14 protein-coding genes are annotated in these 15,243 nt (G+C 71.9%); 4 read left to right on the top strand and 10 right to left on the bottom strand.

Translation table 11 applies throughout. The features are described from left to right. The first annotated feature begins 86 nt into the window (after window positions 1-86). Window positions 87-1,046 (top strand): LLM class F420-dependent oxidoreductase, encoded by a 960-nt coding sequence (locus OOK07_RS35990; protein WP_266800669.1) that lies wholly within the window; start codon window positions 87-89, stop codon window positions 1,044-1,046. A 12-nt stretch (window positions 1,047-1,058) separates the two neighbouring features. Then, entirely contained in the window at window positions 1,059-2,150 is a 1,092-nt protein-coding gene (locus OOK07_RS35985) for an enolase C-terminal domain-like protein (protein WP_266802163.1), read from the top strand. Window positions 2,151-2,183: 33 nt separating this feature from the next. Here OOK07_RS35985 and OOK07_RS35980 read toward each other — a convergent pair whose 3' ends face one another. Further along, window positions 2,184-3,227 carry an SDR family oxidoreductase gene (locus OOK07_RS35980; protein ID WP_266686304.1) on the bottom strand — a complete coding sequence of 348 codons (1,044 nt, stop codon included), beginning with the start codon at window positions 3,225-3,227 and terminating at the stop codon, window positions 2,184-2,186. Between the two features lie 12 nt (window positions 3,228-3,239). Next, complete coding sequence (locus OOK07_RS35975; RefSeq protein WP_266800667.1) at window positions 3,240-3,746, bottom strand: phage holin family protein; 507 nt, start codon at window positions 3,744-3,746, stop codon at window positions 3,240-3,242. Window positions 3,747-3,872: 126 nt separating this feature from the next. On the opposite strand from OOK07_RS35975, the gene OOK07_RS35970 reads away from it, so the two are divergent. Further along, a complete protein-coding gene (locus tag OOK07_RS35970) occupies window positions 3,873-4,220 on the top strand; it encodes a VOC family protein (RefSeq protein ID WP_266686301.1) in 348 nt (115 codons plus the stop codon). A 69-nt stretch (window positions 4,221-4,289) separates the two neighbouring features. On the opposite strand, the gene OOK07_RS35965 is transcribed toward OOK07_RS35970, so the two are convergent. After that, entirely contained in the window at window positions 4,290-6,251 is a 1,962-nt protein-coding gene (locus OOK07_RS35965) for a DUF5107 domain-containing protein (protein WP_266800655.1), read from the bottom strand. 240 nt (window positions 6,252-6,491) lie between these two features. Here OOK07_RS35965 and OOK07_RS35960 point away from each other — a divergent pair, with 240 nt between their 5' ends. Further along, window positions 6,492-6,839 (top strand): DUF6204 family protein, encoded by a 348-nt coding sequence (locus OOK07_RS35960; protein ID WP_266686299.1) that lies wholly within the window; start codon window positions 6,492-6,494, stop codon window positions 6,837-6,839. Here the strand turns inward: OOK07_RS35960 and OOK07_RS35955 are convergent. The 7 genes from OOK07_RS35955 to OOK07_RS35925 all read right to left on the bottom strand — a co-directional run bounded on the left by OOK07_RS35955 (window position 6,817) and on the right by OOK07_RS35925 (window position 15,229). Then, window positions 6,817-7,374 carry a GNAT family N-acetyltransferase gene (locus tag OOK07_RS35955; RefSeq protein ID WP_266686298.1) on the bottom strand — a complete coding sequence of 186 codons (558 nt, stop codon included), beginning with the start codon at window positions 7,372-7,374 and terminating at the stop codon, window positions 6,817-6,819. The two genes, OOK07_RS35960 and OOK07_RS35955, sit on opposite strands and share 23 nt — an antisense overlap. 68 nt (window positions 7,375-7,442) lie before the next feature. Continuing rightward, on the bottom strand, window positions 7,443-9,218 hold the full coding sequence (locus OOK07_RS35950; protein ID WP_406312910.1) for a CocE/NonD family hydrolase: 1,776 nt from the start codon (window positions 9,216-9,218) through the stop codon (window positions 7,443-7,445). 173 nt (window positions 9,219-9,391) lie between these two features. Beyond that, a complete protein-coding gene (locus OOK07_RS35945; RefSeq protein ID WP_266686296.1) occupies window positions 9,392-10,327 on the bottom strand; it encodes a S66 peptidase family protein in 936 nt (311 codons plus the stop codon). Between the two features lie 8 nt (window positions 10,328-10,335). Next, window positions 10,336-12,288, bottom strand: coding sequence for a prolyl oligopeptidase family serine peptidase (locus OOK07_RS35940; protein ID WP_266800651.1), 1,953 nt, complete (start codon window positions 12,286-12,288; stop codon window positions 10,336-10,338). 17 nt (window positions 12,289-12,305) lie between these two features. Then, the gene (locus tag OOK07_RS35935; RefSeq protein WP_266686293.1) at window positions 12,306-13,610 is read right to left on the bottom strand and encodes a M20/M25/M40 family metallo-hydrolase; all 1,305 of its coding nucleotides are present in this window, start codon (window positions 13,608-13,610) and stop codon (window positions 12,306-12,308) included. Next, a complete protein-coding gene (locus tag OOK07_RS35930) occupies window positions 13,603-14,436 on the bottom strand; it encodes a M55 family metallopeptidase (RefSeq protein WP_266800650.1) in 834 nt (277 codons plus the stop codon). The genes OOK07_RS35935 and OOK07_RS35930 overlap by 8 nt, the downstream gene beginning before the upstream one ends. Before the next feature lie 55 nt (window positions 14,437-14,491). Next, the gene (locus OOK07_RS35925; RefSeq protein ID WP_266800648.1) at window positions 14,492-15,229 is read right to left on the bottom strand and encodes a class I SAM-dependent methyltransferase; all 738 of its coding nucleotides are present in this window, start codon (window positions 15,227-15,229) and stop codon (window positions 14,492-14,494) included. Between the last annotated feature and the right edge of the window lie 14 nt (window positions 15,230-15,243).

The following is a 15,243-nucleotide window of genomic DNA, read 5'->3' as shown; positions in this document are numbered from 1 at the left end:
CGAACGTGCACCGGTTTCCGTCCCGGGCGCCGGGTACCCGGACTGCGAACCACCCCTTGCATCACCAGCCATCGGAGGTACTCCCCATGCCCGAGTACGGCTACTTCCTCTCCTGTGAGGAGTTCGGTCCCGCGGACCTCGTCGAGCAGGCGAGGATGGCCGAGCAGGCGGGATTCCGGTCGCTGTGGATCTCGGACCACTACCACCCGTGGAACGGCTCGCAGGGCCAGAGCCCGTTCGTGTGGTCGGTGATCGGCGCACTGTCGGAGGCGGTGTCGCTGCCGGTCGAGACGGCGGTGACCTGCCCGACCGTGCGGATCCACCCGGCAGTGGTGGCGCAGGCGGCGGCGACCTCGGCGGTGATGACGAACGGCCGCTTCCGGCTGGGGGTGGGCACCGGCGAGGCCCTGAACGAGCACATCCTCGGCCATGTCTGGCCGCCCGCGCACGTGCGGATGGAGATGCTGGAGGAGGCGATCCAGATCATGCGCCGGCTGTTCACCGGCGAGGAGGTCAGCCACTACGGCACCCACTACAAGGTGGAGAACGCCCGCCTCTACACGGTGCCCGACGAGCCCGTGCAGATCGACATCTCCGGCTTCGGCCCGGCGGCCACGAAGCTCGCGGCGCGCGTGGGCGACGGCTACATCACGATGATGCCGGACGCCCCGATGGTGGAGCAGTTCCGCAAGGGAGGCGGGGGCGGCAAGCCGGTGAGCGGTGGCACGAAGGTCTGCTACGGCACCGACCGCGACGAGGCCGTACGGACGGTGCACGAGCGGTGGTCCAACCAGTTCCTGCCGGGCGAGATGGGCCAGGTCCTGCCCTCGCCGAGCCACTTCGAGCAGTTGGAGCCGCTGATCACGGAGGTGACGGTGCGCGAGAAGTCGGTCTGCGGGGACGACGTCGACGAGCACGTCTCGGCCCTGACCGCCTTCGCCGACGCCGGCTTCGACCGGGTCTACGTCAACCAGATCGGCCCCGACCAGCGCGGCTTCTTCGACTTCTACCGTACGAAGGTGCTGCCGCAGCTCCAGCAGAACTGAGGGGCGACGATGATGAGACTCCATCGTCCCGTCGTCTCCGTCTACACGGTGCCGACGGATGCCCCCGAGGCCGACGGCACGCTGGCCTGGGACTCCACGACCATGGTGATCGCCGAGGTGGCGGCGGGCGACGCGACCGGCACGGGCTGGACATACGGCCCGGCGGCGGTCGGCGACTTCCTCCGCGGCCATCTCGCCCCGCTGGTGGAGGGCCGCGACGCCCTCGACATCCCCGCCACGCACGACGTGATGTGCCGCTCCGTCCGCAACGCGGGCCGCCCCGGGATCGCTGCCTGTGCGATATCGGCACTCGACATCGCCCTGTGGGACCTCAAGGCCCGCCTCCTCGAACTCCCCCTGGCCCGGCTCCTCGGCGTCTGCCGCGAGCGGGTCCCGGTGTACGGCAGCGGCGGCTTCACGACGTATCACGACACCCACCTGGCTGCCCAGCTGAACGGCTGGGTGCACGGGCAGCACATCCCACGCGTCAAGATCAAGATCGGTGAGGGCTGGGGCCGGGAGGTCTCCCGGGATCTGGCCCGTGTCCACGCGGCACGCCAAGTGATCGGCGCCGAGGCCGAGTTGTATGTCGACGCGAACGGCGCCTACACCCGCAAACAGGCGGTACGGGTCGGCCGGACCCTCGCCGAGCACGGCGTGGGCTGGTTCGAGGAACCGGTGTCCTCGGACGATCTGACGGGCCTGCGGCTGGTCCGCGACGCCCTGGTGTGCGACGTGACGGCGGGTGAGTACGGCTACGACCTGCCGTACTTCGCCCGCATGATCGCAGCGGGCGCCGTCGACTGCCTGCAGATCGACGCGACCCGCTGCGGCGGCATCACGGAGTTCCTGCGCGCCGCGGCGCTGGCTCACTGCCACGGCCTGGAGGTCTCCACGCACTGCGCGCCGCACGTCCACGCCGCGGCGGCCGCCTCGCTGCCCAACATCCGGCACATGGAGTGGTTCCACGACCATGTGCGCATCGAGGACATGTTCTTCGACGGTGCACTGGATCCGACGGGCGGCACGGTACGGCCGCTGGGCGGGATCGGACACGGGCTTGCGCTGCGGACGCAGGAGGTGGAGGAGTACCGGGTCGCCTGACGGCGAGCCCGGGTCCTGCCATGGCCCGGTTCTCTACCCGCGAGCCCTGCGGCTCAGTCGGCCCGCCGCTTTCCCTGCCACCAGGAGGCCCGCGCCGACGGTGAGGGCTGTCCCGAACCGGCCTCGGTTCCTGGAGACCCAGTCCTGCGGGCTGTCGTCGACCGCCTCGTCGTCGAACCGCCCGTGCGCCCCGAAGTCCCGTCCGTGCGGTCCGTCCGCCGGGCTCCACAGGTTGCCGGTCTCGTCGTGCTCGCCCTCGTCCTGCTGGGAGTCGAAGCCGGTGCGGGCGAGATAGCGGTCGAGTACCCCGGGAGCCACGGCGTTGGCGATGAGGGTGGCCGCCGTCGATCCTCCGACCCAGTACTCGCGCCGCCGCCCGTGGGCAGCCGCGTGCACGATCGCCCGTGCCGCGACCTCTGGCTGGAACACCGGCGCCACCGGCCGTGCCCTGCCCGGCATCCGGCTCAACACCCAGTCGAACTGCGGGGTGTTGACCGCGGGGAGCTGCACCATCGTCGTACGGACACCGCTGCCCGTGTGCAGCAGTTCGCACCGCAGCGACTCGTTGAACCCCTGGATCGCGTGTTTGGCCCCGCAGTACGCCGACTGCAGAGGGATCCCCCGGTAGGCGAGCGCGGAACCGACCTGCACGATCGTGCCCCGGTCGCGCGGCAGCATGTGGCGCAGCGCGGCCCGGGTGCCGGACACACAGCCCAGGTACGTCACTTCGGTGACCCGGCGGAACTCGTCCCCGGTGATCTCGGTGAACGGCGCGAAGACCCCGGCGAAGGCGTTGTTGACCCACACGTCGATGTGCCCGAACGTGTCGGCGACCTGCTGGGCCGCGTCGTCGACCGCCTTGGCGTCGGCCATGTCCACGCTGACGACGAGGGCCTCGCCCCCGGCGCGCTGCACGTCGTCAGCGGCCGCGGCGAGGCCCTCGCGTCCCCGGGCCAGCAGGGCGACCCGGTCGCCCCGGGCGGCGAAGGCCAGGGCCGTGGCCCGTCCCACACCGCCACTGGCCCCGGTCACCACAACGGTCCTGCCAAGCCGCGGCTCGGATCCGCCCCAACGCATACGCACTCCTCGTCACGCCCTGTGGTGCGGCGGCTCGGCGTCGATGCCGTCGGCGGTCGGTGCCGCGGGCACGCCGGCCGCCGCGCCCGCCTCGCCTGGTGCGAGCGGCGGCTTCGGCGGAATCGGCTTGCCGAGAGCGGTGGGCGGTGTCGCGGGGGACCGGTCGCCGGTGACACGCTCCTCCTGGCCGGCGGCGAAGCCGGCCTCGTGTGCGGCGGACCGGGATGCCGTGGGCCGGGCGGCGCCGCGCAGGAGGTAGGCGACGGCGCCCAGGATCGCCGCCGTGATCAGCGCGGCGGCCCAGTCCGGCAGTGCGATGGCCAGGGCCAGTCCGACCGCGAGTGCGAGGGCCGCGCCCGCGTACAGGGCGACGGCTCCGGACGCCGCGTACAGCGTGGCCCTCCGCCGCTGCTTGCGAGTCTGTTCGCGCAGCTCGTCGCGCACGGTCTCGCGCGCCACCTGCGCCAGCTCGTCGACCAGGTGTTTGTCCAGATGCTCCAGATGATCCAAGCCTTCCATGAGCGCCGGGTACCCTCGGTCACCGCCGAGTAACGCCATGGCCGCCACCCGGGTGCGTGGACCCGGAGCCGAGATGATCACCGGAATGGATCTCCTCACCCGGCCGCCCCAACTAGGCTCGTCCCCATGGACATTCTGGGAGCCACGCTGCGCGTATGCGTCGACGACCTGGAGACTGCGGTCCCCTTCTACGAACGCCTTGCCGGCGGCAGAGCCCTCCGCTTCGAGCGCGACGGCGTTCAGGTGGCAGCCGTCGGCTGTTTCCTGCTGATGAGCGGGCCCGCGCAGGAGCTGGACCTGCTGCGCAAGGTCTCCGCGACGATCGCCGTCAAGGACGTCGCGGAGGCACACCGGGTGCTCACCGACCTCGGCGCGCACATCCTCGTGGGCCCGGTGCCGTCACCGGCGGGCCACACTCTGCTCGCGATGCATCCGGACGGGATGGTGTACGAGTACGTGGACCGAAACCCGTAGCCGTCCGCTCACACGTCACGGGCGACGGTCCGTGCCGACCTCTTCGCGGCGGGCCGCGGACTCCGGATCTCAGGACTCCGGTGGCCGCATCCGGAAGTCGAAGTGCGGCGGGAGCGGCTCGTCGGTGAGCCTCGCCCACAGGCTGCCGATGTCCTCCGCGCCCTCGCGCAGGTCGGCGACCTCGAAGCCCGCGGAGAAGACGGCCCGCGCCTCGTCGGGCCGGTCCTCCGCGAGCAGCAGCCGCACGTCGATCAGCCGGAACCGGCCGTGCTCCCGGATCGCCGGGTGCAGCCGCTCCAGGATGCCGCGCGCCTGAGCCGTGCGGCGCACGGCGAGCAGCGCCTCGATGGCCTCGCGGCCCAGCGCGGCCGTGGCCGCCGTCCACGACTCCCCGTTGTCGCGCCGCTCGTGGCACAGGTCGTCGAAGGCGTCGGCGTACCGGTCCGCGGCCCGCTCGTGGTTGCCGGCCTCCTGGTCGGCGACGGCGAGACAGCGGAGCAACGGCCAGAGAGACGGGGCGAGTTCGAGGGCCCGCTCCCAACTGCGCACCGCCTGCGCCCGGTCGCCGGCGTGCCACTGGGCGACGCCCAGGTGGTACTCGGTCAGCGGGGTCGCGGGAGCGGTCTCCAGCATGTCCCGCCAGTGCGGCGCGACCAGTGTCTCGCCGGGCGGCCGCACCCGGCGCTGCTCCGGGAGGGTGCCCGCGCGCAGCAGCTGCAGCCAGGGCTTCTGGGCCTCGCCGAGCGTGCCCTCGTCGAAGGGGGTGCCGGGCAACTTCCAGTCGCCACGCAGTACTTCGAGTGCGCCCCAGCCGGAACCGGTGGCGAGGATGTCGCCCGGGTCGGTGTCCGCGTGCGGCTTCCAGGCGGCGTGGGCGGCGTCGACGTCGGCACGCGGGAGCGCGGTCTCCAGCCGTGTCTCCGCCTCACCCACCACGGTGTCCCACTCCCCTGCCCGCGGTGACTCCAACGGGCCGTACGCCTCCAGCCAGCTCACCTCGCTCGCCGCGTCCATCAGCACGTGCTCCAGCTGTGTGCGCGCGAGCCCGGCCTGGATCTCGCAGTACCCGCCGGTGCCCGGCTCGGTGAGCCACTCCTGCCAGCGCCGGCCGCCGCTGCCGGTCCCCCACACGAACAGCTTCCGGCCGCGCAGCACGTCGGTGGACGTCTGCACCAGTCCGTGGCCGTCGGCGTCGAGGGCGGCGATCCAGCGGCGCCGGCCGTTCGGCAGCTCGTAGAAGTAGTCGGCGGCGTAAGGGCTGTTGAGCGGGTAGGTGCGGTCGATTCCCTCGTACGACGGCACGGGCACCCGGCGCAGGCGCCGCTCGTATCCGAAGTGCCAGGCCTCCTGCGCCGGCGCCAGCACCCGGCGTTCCTCCGGCACGGCGGTGTTGGACCACCAGTAGGCCGGCACGGCCCGCTCGTGCGGATTGCGGATGCGGACACCGACGTACAGGAAGTCGGAGTGCTCCGGCAGCCAGAGGTCGACCTGGAAAGGCAGGTCGCGCAGGCGTTCCCACTCCCACAGGCGGAGCATCTCGCCGCCGTCGGGGGCGGGGACGCGGGCCGCGTGCAGGGGGGAGCAGGAGAGGGCGGTGTGGCCGGTGGCGCCGATGTTCCATTCGATGCCGCCGGAGTACCAGGCGCCGTTGAGGGCGAAGTTGGCGGGCTGGAACACCGGGTTGCGGTAAAGGAGTTCGCGGCCGGTCGGCTTGTGCAGCAGAGAGGCGACACGGCCTCCGAGTCCGGGCAGTACGGTCGCGCGCAGCCGGTCGTTCTCGATCACCAGGGCGTCGATCTCCCGGGGTTCGCGCGCCCGCCCGTATCCGTCCCGCACGCGCACCGGCAGCAGGCTGCGCAGTGGTGCGAGGCCGACCTGCCGGGCCATGTCCCGCGGCAGCTCGTCCCGGTCCCGGTCCTCGATGCGGTGCACCTCGTGGAGCATCCGCAACGGCGGCAGCGGGTTGTCCGGACCCGCCTGCGCGGCGGGCAGGGTGAGTACCTCACGTCGGATGGTCGTCACGATCACCATGGAAGCCGCTCGCCGGGGAGCTGACCAGGGGAGCTACCGGTCAGGATTCCGCAAAGGCCGCCACGACCGTGTCCGCGGGCAGTGCGCGGCGAGCTTGTGGCAGTCGGGCACGGAGCTGGGGGCGGGCGGGCGCAGGCCCCCGGCTGGAGGGTGCGTCGAGCACGACGAAATTCCGCATGCGGTGCATCCTCGCCGACATACAGTCGGCCCTTCAACGGAAATCGACGCGGGGGCAGGCCGATGAGCGAGCAGCACACGTACCGGGTGATCGTCCGGGGCACGTGGGACGGGCTGAGGGACGAGGCCCGGCAGCGGCTGCTCGCCGAGGCGGCCGGCCACGGCCTGACGAGCATGCGGTTCACCGAGGAGGGCTCGCTGTCGTACGAGCCGACGCCGCTCAAGCACTTCTCGATGCGCTACGTGGTGGTGTCGGACGCGGTCGACGGTGAGGAGATGGCGGGCGCGATCGCCGAGGACCGCGCGCAGGAGACGCTCGGGGCCCTCGGCTACGGCTTCAGGGACCTGAAGTCCACCGTGACGGACCTCGACACCATGAAGATCAATTTCAAGCCCGCATCTCGGCGGTGACCGCCCAGCGCTCGTGGTCCCGCCAGGCCCCGTCGATGAAGATCATGTTCGGCGAGAAGCCCTCCAGGCGGAAGCCGCAGGAGCGGGCCAGTGCGATCGAGGCGGTGTTCTGGGGCTGCGCGTTGATCTCCAGCCGGTGCAGTCGCATCGGCCCGAACGCGTACCCCACCACCAGGTTCAGCCCCTCTCGCATCAGCCCGCGCCCAGCCGCGTGCGCGAAGGCGCCGTAGCCGAGCGCACCGCACTGGAAGCCGCCCTCGACGATGTTGTTGATGTTGATGAACCCGGCGATGGCCCCGTCGCCCTGCTCGCCGTCCTTCTCGCAGACCAGGAACCCGGCCTTGGCCGGATCCTCGATCAGCCGGCTCGCGTACGCGGTGTACGCGTTGGTGGCGTCCGGCGGGAACAGCCACGGCTGATGCAGGTCCTTGCTCTCGCGTGCGCGGGTGGTGAACTCGGCACCGTCCTCGTAGGTGAAGTGACGTATGCCCACGCGGGGGCCCTCGGCGAGGTAGCGGGATGCGGTGTGCGGCATGCCGCAACCCTACGGCCGACCGGCCGCACCGCCTCGTGAATTACGCTCCCGAGACGGCGCGGCCGGCCTCATCCGCCGACCACGGGCAGCTCCAGCACACCCGTGTCCCGGGGCGCGCTGACCACGGTCACCGGCTTGATGCCCCGGTTGCCGAAGTACGCGTCGTCGCTCGCCGCGATCACGAACCGCAGCCGGTGCCCCTTCTCGTAGCGGTGCACGATGCCCGGCAGGGTCACCGTGACGTTCTTGGTCACGTCCGGCACCCGGACCGGCGCGATCAACCGGTGCACCAGCGTCTTGGTGCCGTCGGGCGCGATGTCGTACAGCTTGGCGAACAGGACGAGCCGGTCGGCGGCGTCGCCGGAGTTCTGGGCCCTCGCCGCCGTCGGTGAGACGACCCTGAGCGTGGCCCTGGGCGCGCCGACGACGTCGGTGGGGCGGGTGAGCGGTGCGCTGGTCCAGCCGAGGTAGGTGCCCGCGGTGTCGTACGGCCCCGGGTCCGGCAGCCCGGCGAGTTGGGACAGCGAGCTCTCCGAATGGCTGGTGGGTGTGAGCAGGTTGGCGTACGTACGGCTGCCGCGCGCCACCTTGTTGCGGTTGTCGACGAGCTTGCCGTCGCCGGAGAGATAGAACGTCCGGCTGAGAGCGGGCAGCCGGGAGGCGGTGGCGTAGGTATGGCCCGGGTCGGCGATCCAGTCACGGTAGTAGGCGAAGGCCGGTCCGGTGTCGGTCTCCCTCTGCCCGCGGAGGTAGCGGTCGAACCAGGAGAGGATCCGCTTGCCGACGTAACTGGACTCCAAGTTGCCCTGGTTGAGGTTGAGTTCACCGCTGGCCGGATCGGTGATGCCGCCGCTGTGCCCCCAGGACTGCCAGATCATCCTGGCGGTCGTGCCCTGGGCCCTGAGCGTCCTGTACGTCGCGGTCGCCTCGTTGAGGTTGAAGAGGCTGTCGGCCTGCCCCTGGATCAGCAGGGTGGGCGCCTTGACCCGGCTCAGGTAGGACACCGGGGAGACACTGCGGGCGTAGGAGAGCAGCGCGGCGGTCGGTGCGGAGCGATAGCTGCCGGAGTTCAGGGTGCGGATGGTGTCGCAGGCCTTGGCCACGAAGTGCAGACAGGTGAGGGAGTTGATCCGGGACGGGTCGAGGTTCGGCGTCGTCAGCGGCCGGCTCTCGCCGATGAGGTAGAAACCGTTGCCCCACTGCCACTTGTAGGCGCCGGGGACGGCGGCGGAGGCGTTGTTCGGGTCGAGCGCGTAGACCAGGTCGTTCCATGTGATCAGCGGGACGAGCGCGTCGACGCGGTGGTCGACCGCGGCCGTCGCCAGCTGGATGGCGCCTCCGTACGAGCCGCCGATCATGCCGACCCGCGGGTCGCCGGCGGCGTCGAGGGCGACGAAGTCGGCCTTGGTGCCGTCGTCGGCGGCACGCTTGCCGCCCAGGAAGTCGATCAGCCCCGAGGCGGCCCTGCCGTCTACGCCCGGGTCGTCCAGCGAGATCAGACAGCCGGACGCGCCGAAGCCGAGCCCGGAGTAGACCAGGGAGACATAGCCGCGCTCGGCGAAGGCCTTGCCGACCGCGTCGGTCGAGCCGTCGGACTTGCTGCCACCGAAGCCGTTCGTGGCGAGCACGGCCGGAGCCGGGTGAGCCTTGTCGACGCCCGTCGGCCGGTACAGGTCGGCATCGACCGTGCAGGTGTGGCCGCCCGCCTGGACCGTGAACTTCAGTGCCGTGACGGTGTATCGGCCGGATGCGGCCGCGGGGGCGGTGAACGCGAGAGGGACGGTGAGCGCCGCGCCCAGGGCGAGGGCGAGGGGAACTCGGGATCTGGACACGCGTCGGGACACTGAGACCTCCACACTCAGGGCAGCCCTGCCTACCGACCAGTAGGTACCGGCCGGTTGTCATGGTGTGACACGTGTCAGACGGGGGTCAATCGCCCAGACGAGTGTTGTTGACGGATGATCAGTGAAGAGGATCGACCCAGGGGCTGCTCAGCGCAGGAGCCCAGCGAAGTCGCTCAGCGAAGGGCGGGCTGATCAAGCGTCAGAGTGCCTGCCTCCGCGTCCAGTTCGGCCGCCACACCGAGGGGGAGAGTCGACGCGCCCTCGCAGTGCCCGAATCCGAACTCCTCGACGACGGGGACGCCGAGCCCGGCGAGCCGGTCGACGAGAACCGGGCGCAGTTCGGCGTACGGGCCGCACCGCTCCCACGACCCCAGCACGATCCCGGTGAGGCCGTCGAGCCAGCCGCTGCGCAGCAGCTGGGTCAGCGTCCGGTCGATGCGGTACGCCCGTTCGCCGACGTCCTCGATCAGGAGCAGCCCGCCCCGGGCGCCGGCCCGGGCGTGCGGGGTCCCGAGGTCGGAGGCGAGCAGGCTCAGGCACCCGCCCAGCGTGACGCCCCGGGCCCGTCCGGCCACCAGGGCGGCGCCGCCGGATGCGATGGTGCGGACGCTTTCCGGAGCGAACAGGGTGGCTTTGAGGTGTTCCTGCGACCGGGTGTTCTTGATGAAGTCGACACCGGCGGCCGCCGGCCCGTACAGGGTCACCAGGCCCAGCCGGGTGGCGAAGGCCTGGTGCAGTGCCGTGACGTCGCTGAAGCCCACGAAGACCTTGGGTCCGGCGGCCCGCATCGCCTCCCAGTCGAGCAGATCGATCATCCGCTGCGCTCCGTACCCGCCCCGCGCGCACAGCACCGCGGCCACCGACGGGTCGCACCACGCGCCCTGCAGATCGGCGGCCCGGTCCGTGTCCGTGCCCGCCAGGTAGCCGAACTCGCCGTGCCGGTCCAGCACATGGGGCGCCACCACCGGGTCGAGGTCCCAGCCGCGCAGCACGTCGAGCCCCGCCTGCAGCCGCTCCTCGGGCACGGGTCCGCTGGGTGCGACGACGGCCACGCGGGCGCCGGGGGCGAGCCGGGACGGCCGCAGAAGGTCTCTCGCCTGCTCGCTCATACGCTCTCTCATCCGGACAGTTCCAGTGTCGGGACGCCTTGCGGGTGCAGCCCGAAGGCCTGCGCGTACAGGGAGAGTTCGGACTCCAGGACCCGGATCATGGTGTCGGCCCGCCGGAACCCGTGCCCCTCCCCCTCGAAGGCGATGTACGCGTGCGGCACCCGCCTGCCCTCCATGCGGGCCAGGAATCGTTCGCACTGCGCGGGCGGACAGATCACGTCGTCCAGGCCCTGCAGCAGCAGGAAGGGCGCGGTGATCCGGTCGGCGTTCTCGGCGGGCGACCGCTGCGCGTACCGTCCGGGCACCTCGGCGAACGGCCCGACCAGCGTCTCCAGGTACTGCGACTCGAAGTCGTGGGTCTCCCCCGCGCCCCAGCCGGCGAGGTCGAGGATGGGGTAGATGATCGTGCCGCAGGCGTAGACGTCGGTGGCGGCGAGGGAGGCGGCCGCGGTCCAGCCGCCGGCGCTGCCGCCGCGGATCGCGAGCCGGCCGCGGTCGGCGGTGCCCTCGTCCGCGAGCGCGAGGGCGACGGCCGCGCAATCCTCGACGTCGACGACGCCCCACTGCTCACGCAGCCGGTTGCGGTACTCACGTCCGTGCCCGGTCGAGCCGCCGTAGTTGACCTCGGCGACGCCGATGCCCCGGGAGGTGAAGTAGGCGATCTCCAGGTCGAGGACCAGGGGCGCCCGGCTGGTGGGGCCGCCGTACGCCCGGACGACGTAGGGCGGCAGTACGTCGCCCGGCGCGACACAGCCGGGGTGGTGCGGCGCGTAGATGTGGGCGTGGATGTCACGCCCGGCCGGTCCCGTGAAGGTGCGGATCTGGGGCTCGGGGTAGTGGGCGGGGTCGACGGCGTCGTCGTGCTCGGCGCCGATCACCCGGGCCCTGCCGGTGCTGGTGTCCAGCTCCACCACCTCGTACGCGCTGCGCGGGCCGGCTCCGACGGCGACGACCCGCTCGCCGTGCACCGCGAGTGTGGACGCGAACTCGGTCCAGGGGCCGGCCGCGTCTACGACCTCGCCGGTCTCGGGGTCCAGTATCCCGAGCGCGGCGGCACCGCGGCCGTGCACGACGGCGATCAGCCCGCTGTCCAGCGGGGCGAACCAGCGTTGGCCGAGCTTCCATAGCGGCCCGCCGAACTCCTCCTCGCGCGGACAGAGCGGGGCGCCGTCGCGGTAGAGGTTCCACCAGCCGGTGCGGTCGCTCGCGTGCAGGAGGGAGCCGTCGGGTGCCCAGTCCGCCTGGGCGATCGACTCGTCCGGTCCCCCGGCGACGGCACGCGCCTGCCGGAGGGTGCCGTCGTCACCGACGTCGGCGACGATCAGCTCCGTGCCGTCCCACGGCATGCGGGGATGGTCCCAGGCCAGCCAGGCCGCGCGCCGCCCGTCGGGCGAGAGGCGGGGCCCGGTGACGAACCGGTGCCGGTCGTCGGTGAGTTCGCGCACGGCGCCGCGGTCCCCGGCCCCCGAGCCGTCCAGCGGCACCGCGGCCAGGACCCGGCGCACATCGGTGGGGCCGTCGCCGGTGAACTCCTCCAGCACACACCACACTTCACCGCGTTCGGGGTGCAACTGCGGCTCCGCCCAGCGCAGTCCGCCGCCCACGGGGGACACGGGCGTGAGGGGACGCGGGTCGCTTCCGGGCTCGTAGCGGTAGAGCCGCTGGTCGTCGAAGTTCACGAACACCACGAGCGGCCGGCCGTCCCGCGCGGTACCGGCCCAGGGCCGGCCGCCGTACTCGATGACCCGGCTGCGGACGTTCCACGGGGCGGGCAGTACCGGCTCCTCCTGGCCGTCGGTGCGCCGCCGCACCAGGGTGCGGCGGCCGCCCTCGGCGGGCCGTGGCTCGGTCCACCACGCCTCGTCGCCGACGAAGCCGACGTACTCGGGGTGCCCGTCGTGCGCGGCGGCGAGCGCCGCGTCGATGGGCGAGGGCCAGGAACCGTAGGGCAGGGTCTGCACGTTCTCCCCCAACTCGCCTAGGCCGTCCGCAGGAACCGGTCGAGTACCCGCACGCCGAAATGCAGTGCCTCGACCGGGACGCGCTCGTCGACCCCGTGGAACATGGCCTGGTAGTCGTACCCCTCCGGGAGCTTCAGGGGTGTGAACCCGTACCCGGTGATGCCGAGCCGGGAGAACTGCTTGGCGTCCGTGCCGCCCGTCATGCTGTACGGCACCACGTGCCCCTCGGGCGCGAACTCCTCGACGGCGGCACGCATCTTCGCGTACGTCGGCGAGTCGAGCGGCGCCTGAAGGGCCTGAGAGCGGTGGTGGAACTCCCAGTCCACGTCGGGGCCGGTGAGCCGGTCGAGGGTCGTGCGGAACTCGTCCTCGCCGCCCGGCAGATACCGCCCGTCGACATACGCGACGGCCTCACCCGGAATCACGTTGACCTTGTAACCGGCGTCCAGCAACGTCGGGTTGGCGCTGTTGCGGACGGTCGCCTCGACCAGCTTCGCGGCCGGGCCGAGCTTCTCCAGCAGCGCGTCCACGTCGTCCAGGCCGGTCTCGATGCCGTAGAGCGAGGCGAGTTCGGTCAGCGCCGCCCGCACGGTCGGGGTCAGCCTGAGCGGCCACTCGTACTCGCCGATGCGGGTGACGGCGGCGGCGAGGCGGGTGACCGCGTTCTCCCTGTTCATCTTGGAGCCGTGCCCGGCCCGTCCGCGCGCGGTGAGCTTCAGCCAGCCAGTGCCGCGCTCACCGGCCGCGATCGGATAGAGCTGCCGCCCGCCGCCGTCGTGGAAGGTGAACGCCCCCGACTCGCTCACGCCCTCGGTGCAGCCCTCGAAGAGTCCCGGGTACTGGTCGGCGAGGAACCCGGAGCCGTCCCGGGCGCTGTCCTCCTCGTCGGCGGTGAAGGCGACGACGATGTCACGCCGCGGCCTGACGCCCTCGCGCGCCCACTCGCGCACGACGGCGAGGATCATCGCGTCCATGTTCTTCATGTCGACCGCGCCGCGCCCCCACACGACCCCGTCGCGGACCTCCCCGGAGAAGGGGTGCACGCTCCAGTCGTCGGCCTGCGCGGGCACGACGTCCAGATGACCGTGGACGAGTAGCGCGTCGGCGGACGGGTCCGTGCCCCGGATACGGGCGACGACGTTCGTTCGGCCCTTGGTGCGCTCCACAAGCGTGGGCTCCAGGCCCGCTCCGGTCAGCTGCTCGGCGACGTACTCGGCGGCGGGCCGCTCCTGGCAGTCTCCGCCGCCGCGGTTGGTGGTGTCGATGCGGATGAGGTCGGAGGTGAACTCGACGACCTCGTCCAATGCCTGCTGGTCAGCCATACTGTTCCTCCACGGCGGCCGAGACGATCGTCGTGACGGCCTTGAACGCGCGGATCCCCTCGTACATGGTCTCGCTGGTGTACGCCACCTTCCGCTCCCCGATCCGGCCGACGCCGGGCACGACGGTGGCGGCCAGGGCGAGATGCTCGGCGTCGAACTCGAGGGCGACGGTGAACGGCCCTTCCCGGACCGGTTGGTGACGGACCGCCAGCCGGGCGGCCTCCTTCGCCGCGGCGCGGATGTCGGACGCGGTCCTGGACGGCGTCCGGCACACGGCCGCGTACCGCGACACATGGTCCTTGACCGCGACCTTCAGCGCCCCGGGCGCGTACCCGAGAGCGTCCTCGCAGGCCACGTCGTCGCCGGTGACCAGGACGACGGGGACCCCGTACTCGGCGACGACCTGCGCGTTGAGCAGGCCCTCGCTGGCGCGTACGTCGTTCAGCCAGACCCCGGTGATGGAGTTGGCGAGGTAGGTGTGGGCGAGGACACCCTCCATGCCGGCGCCGGCGTGATAGCCGACGAAGGCGATGCCGTCCACATCCCCGTGCTGCACGCCCTCCACCATGGAGAGGGACTTGTGCCGCCCGGTGAGCATCTCGGTGCGCTCGTCCAACTGCTCCAGCAGCAGATTGCGCATGGTCCAGTGGGCTTCGTTGACGAGAACCTCGTCGGCGCCGCCGTCGAAGAATCCCAGCACGGCGGCGTTGACGTCCGAGGTGAACATCGAGCGGCACCGCTCCCACTGCGGTGTCCCGGGCAGCACGTCGGCCGGCCAGGTCACCCCCGTGGCACCCTCCATGTCGGCGCTGATCAGGATCTTCATGCCACGAAACCGTACGCGCATCCGGCGAGCTACGGGCGGGCCTGTGGACAACTCCTCACCCGGTCGCGCCACTCCCCGCCAGGACGAACCAGCGTGCGGGCAGGTCGATGCGGCTGCCGTCCGCCATGTGCTCGGTCTGCGGCAGTGTCGTGTCGCCGTCGGCGAGGATTGTCAGCCCGGCCTCCCGCAGCAGCTGCGGGATCTCCGCATCCTCGGCGTCGGCGGGCTTGAGGCCGTGCTCGAAGACCCGGCGCAGCTTGGGCGGCGGCCCCTCTGGCCCCCCGGCCGCCCGCCGCAGCACCTCGCGCGACTCGGCGGTCAGTTCCACGACGAAGGCCCGCCCCTGACCGCCGATGATCCCCGCGACGGCCGCGGCCACGGCGGCACGGGCGTGCGGTTCGCTCTGGTGGATGACGGCCCGCATATAGACGTGGCTGTCGCCGAGCCGGGCGTGCAGGGCGCCCACCGCCGCGGTGTCCGTCAGGTCGAGCTGCTGGAACTCGAAGGCCCCCGCCGCACCGTCGCCGGCCCGCCGGGCGTGCTCGATGGCGGCGTGCGACAGGTCCACGCCGACGGCGCGCGCGAACCGCGTGGCGAGATAGCGCGTCTGGGTGCCGTTGCCGCAGCCCAGATCGACGATGGTGCGGCCGGAATCGGCGTGCGGCAGCAGCAGTTCGCTGTGCGGTACGGCGGTCAGCGACGGGTCCGAGTCCCAGATCGCCTCGCCCGGCGCGTCGGAGGTCGCCTGCCAGTAGCCTTCCCAAGCATTGCGGTAGTCCTCCGACACGTTCATGCGTCCTCCCCAGC

The sequence above is a fragment of the Streptomyces sp. NBC_00078 genome, assembly GCF_026343335.1.
Lineage (GTDB): Bacteria > Actinomycetota > Actinomycetes > Streptomycetales > Streptomycetaceae > Streptomyces.
The sequence above is the reverse complement of the archived record's forward strand: the minus strand, read 5'-3'. Positions and strand labels throughout refer to the sequence as shown.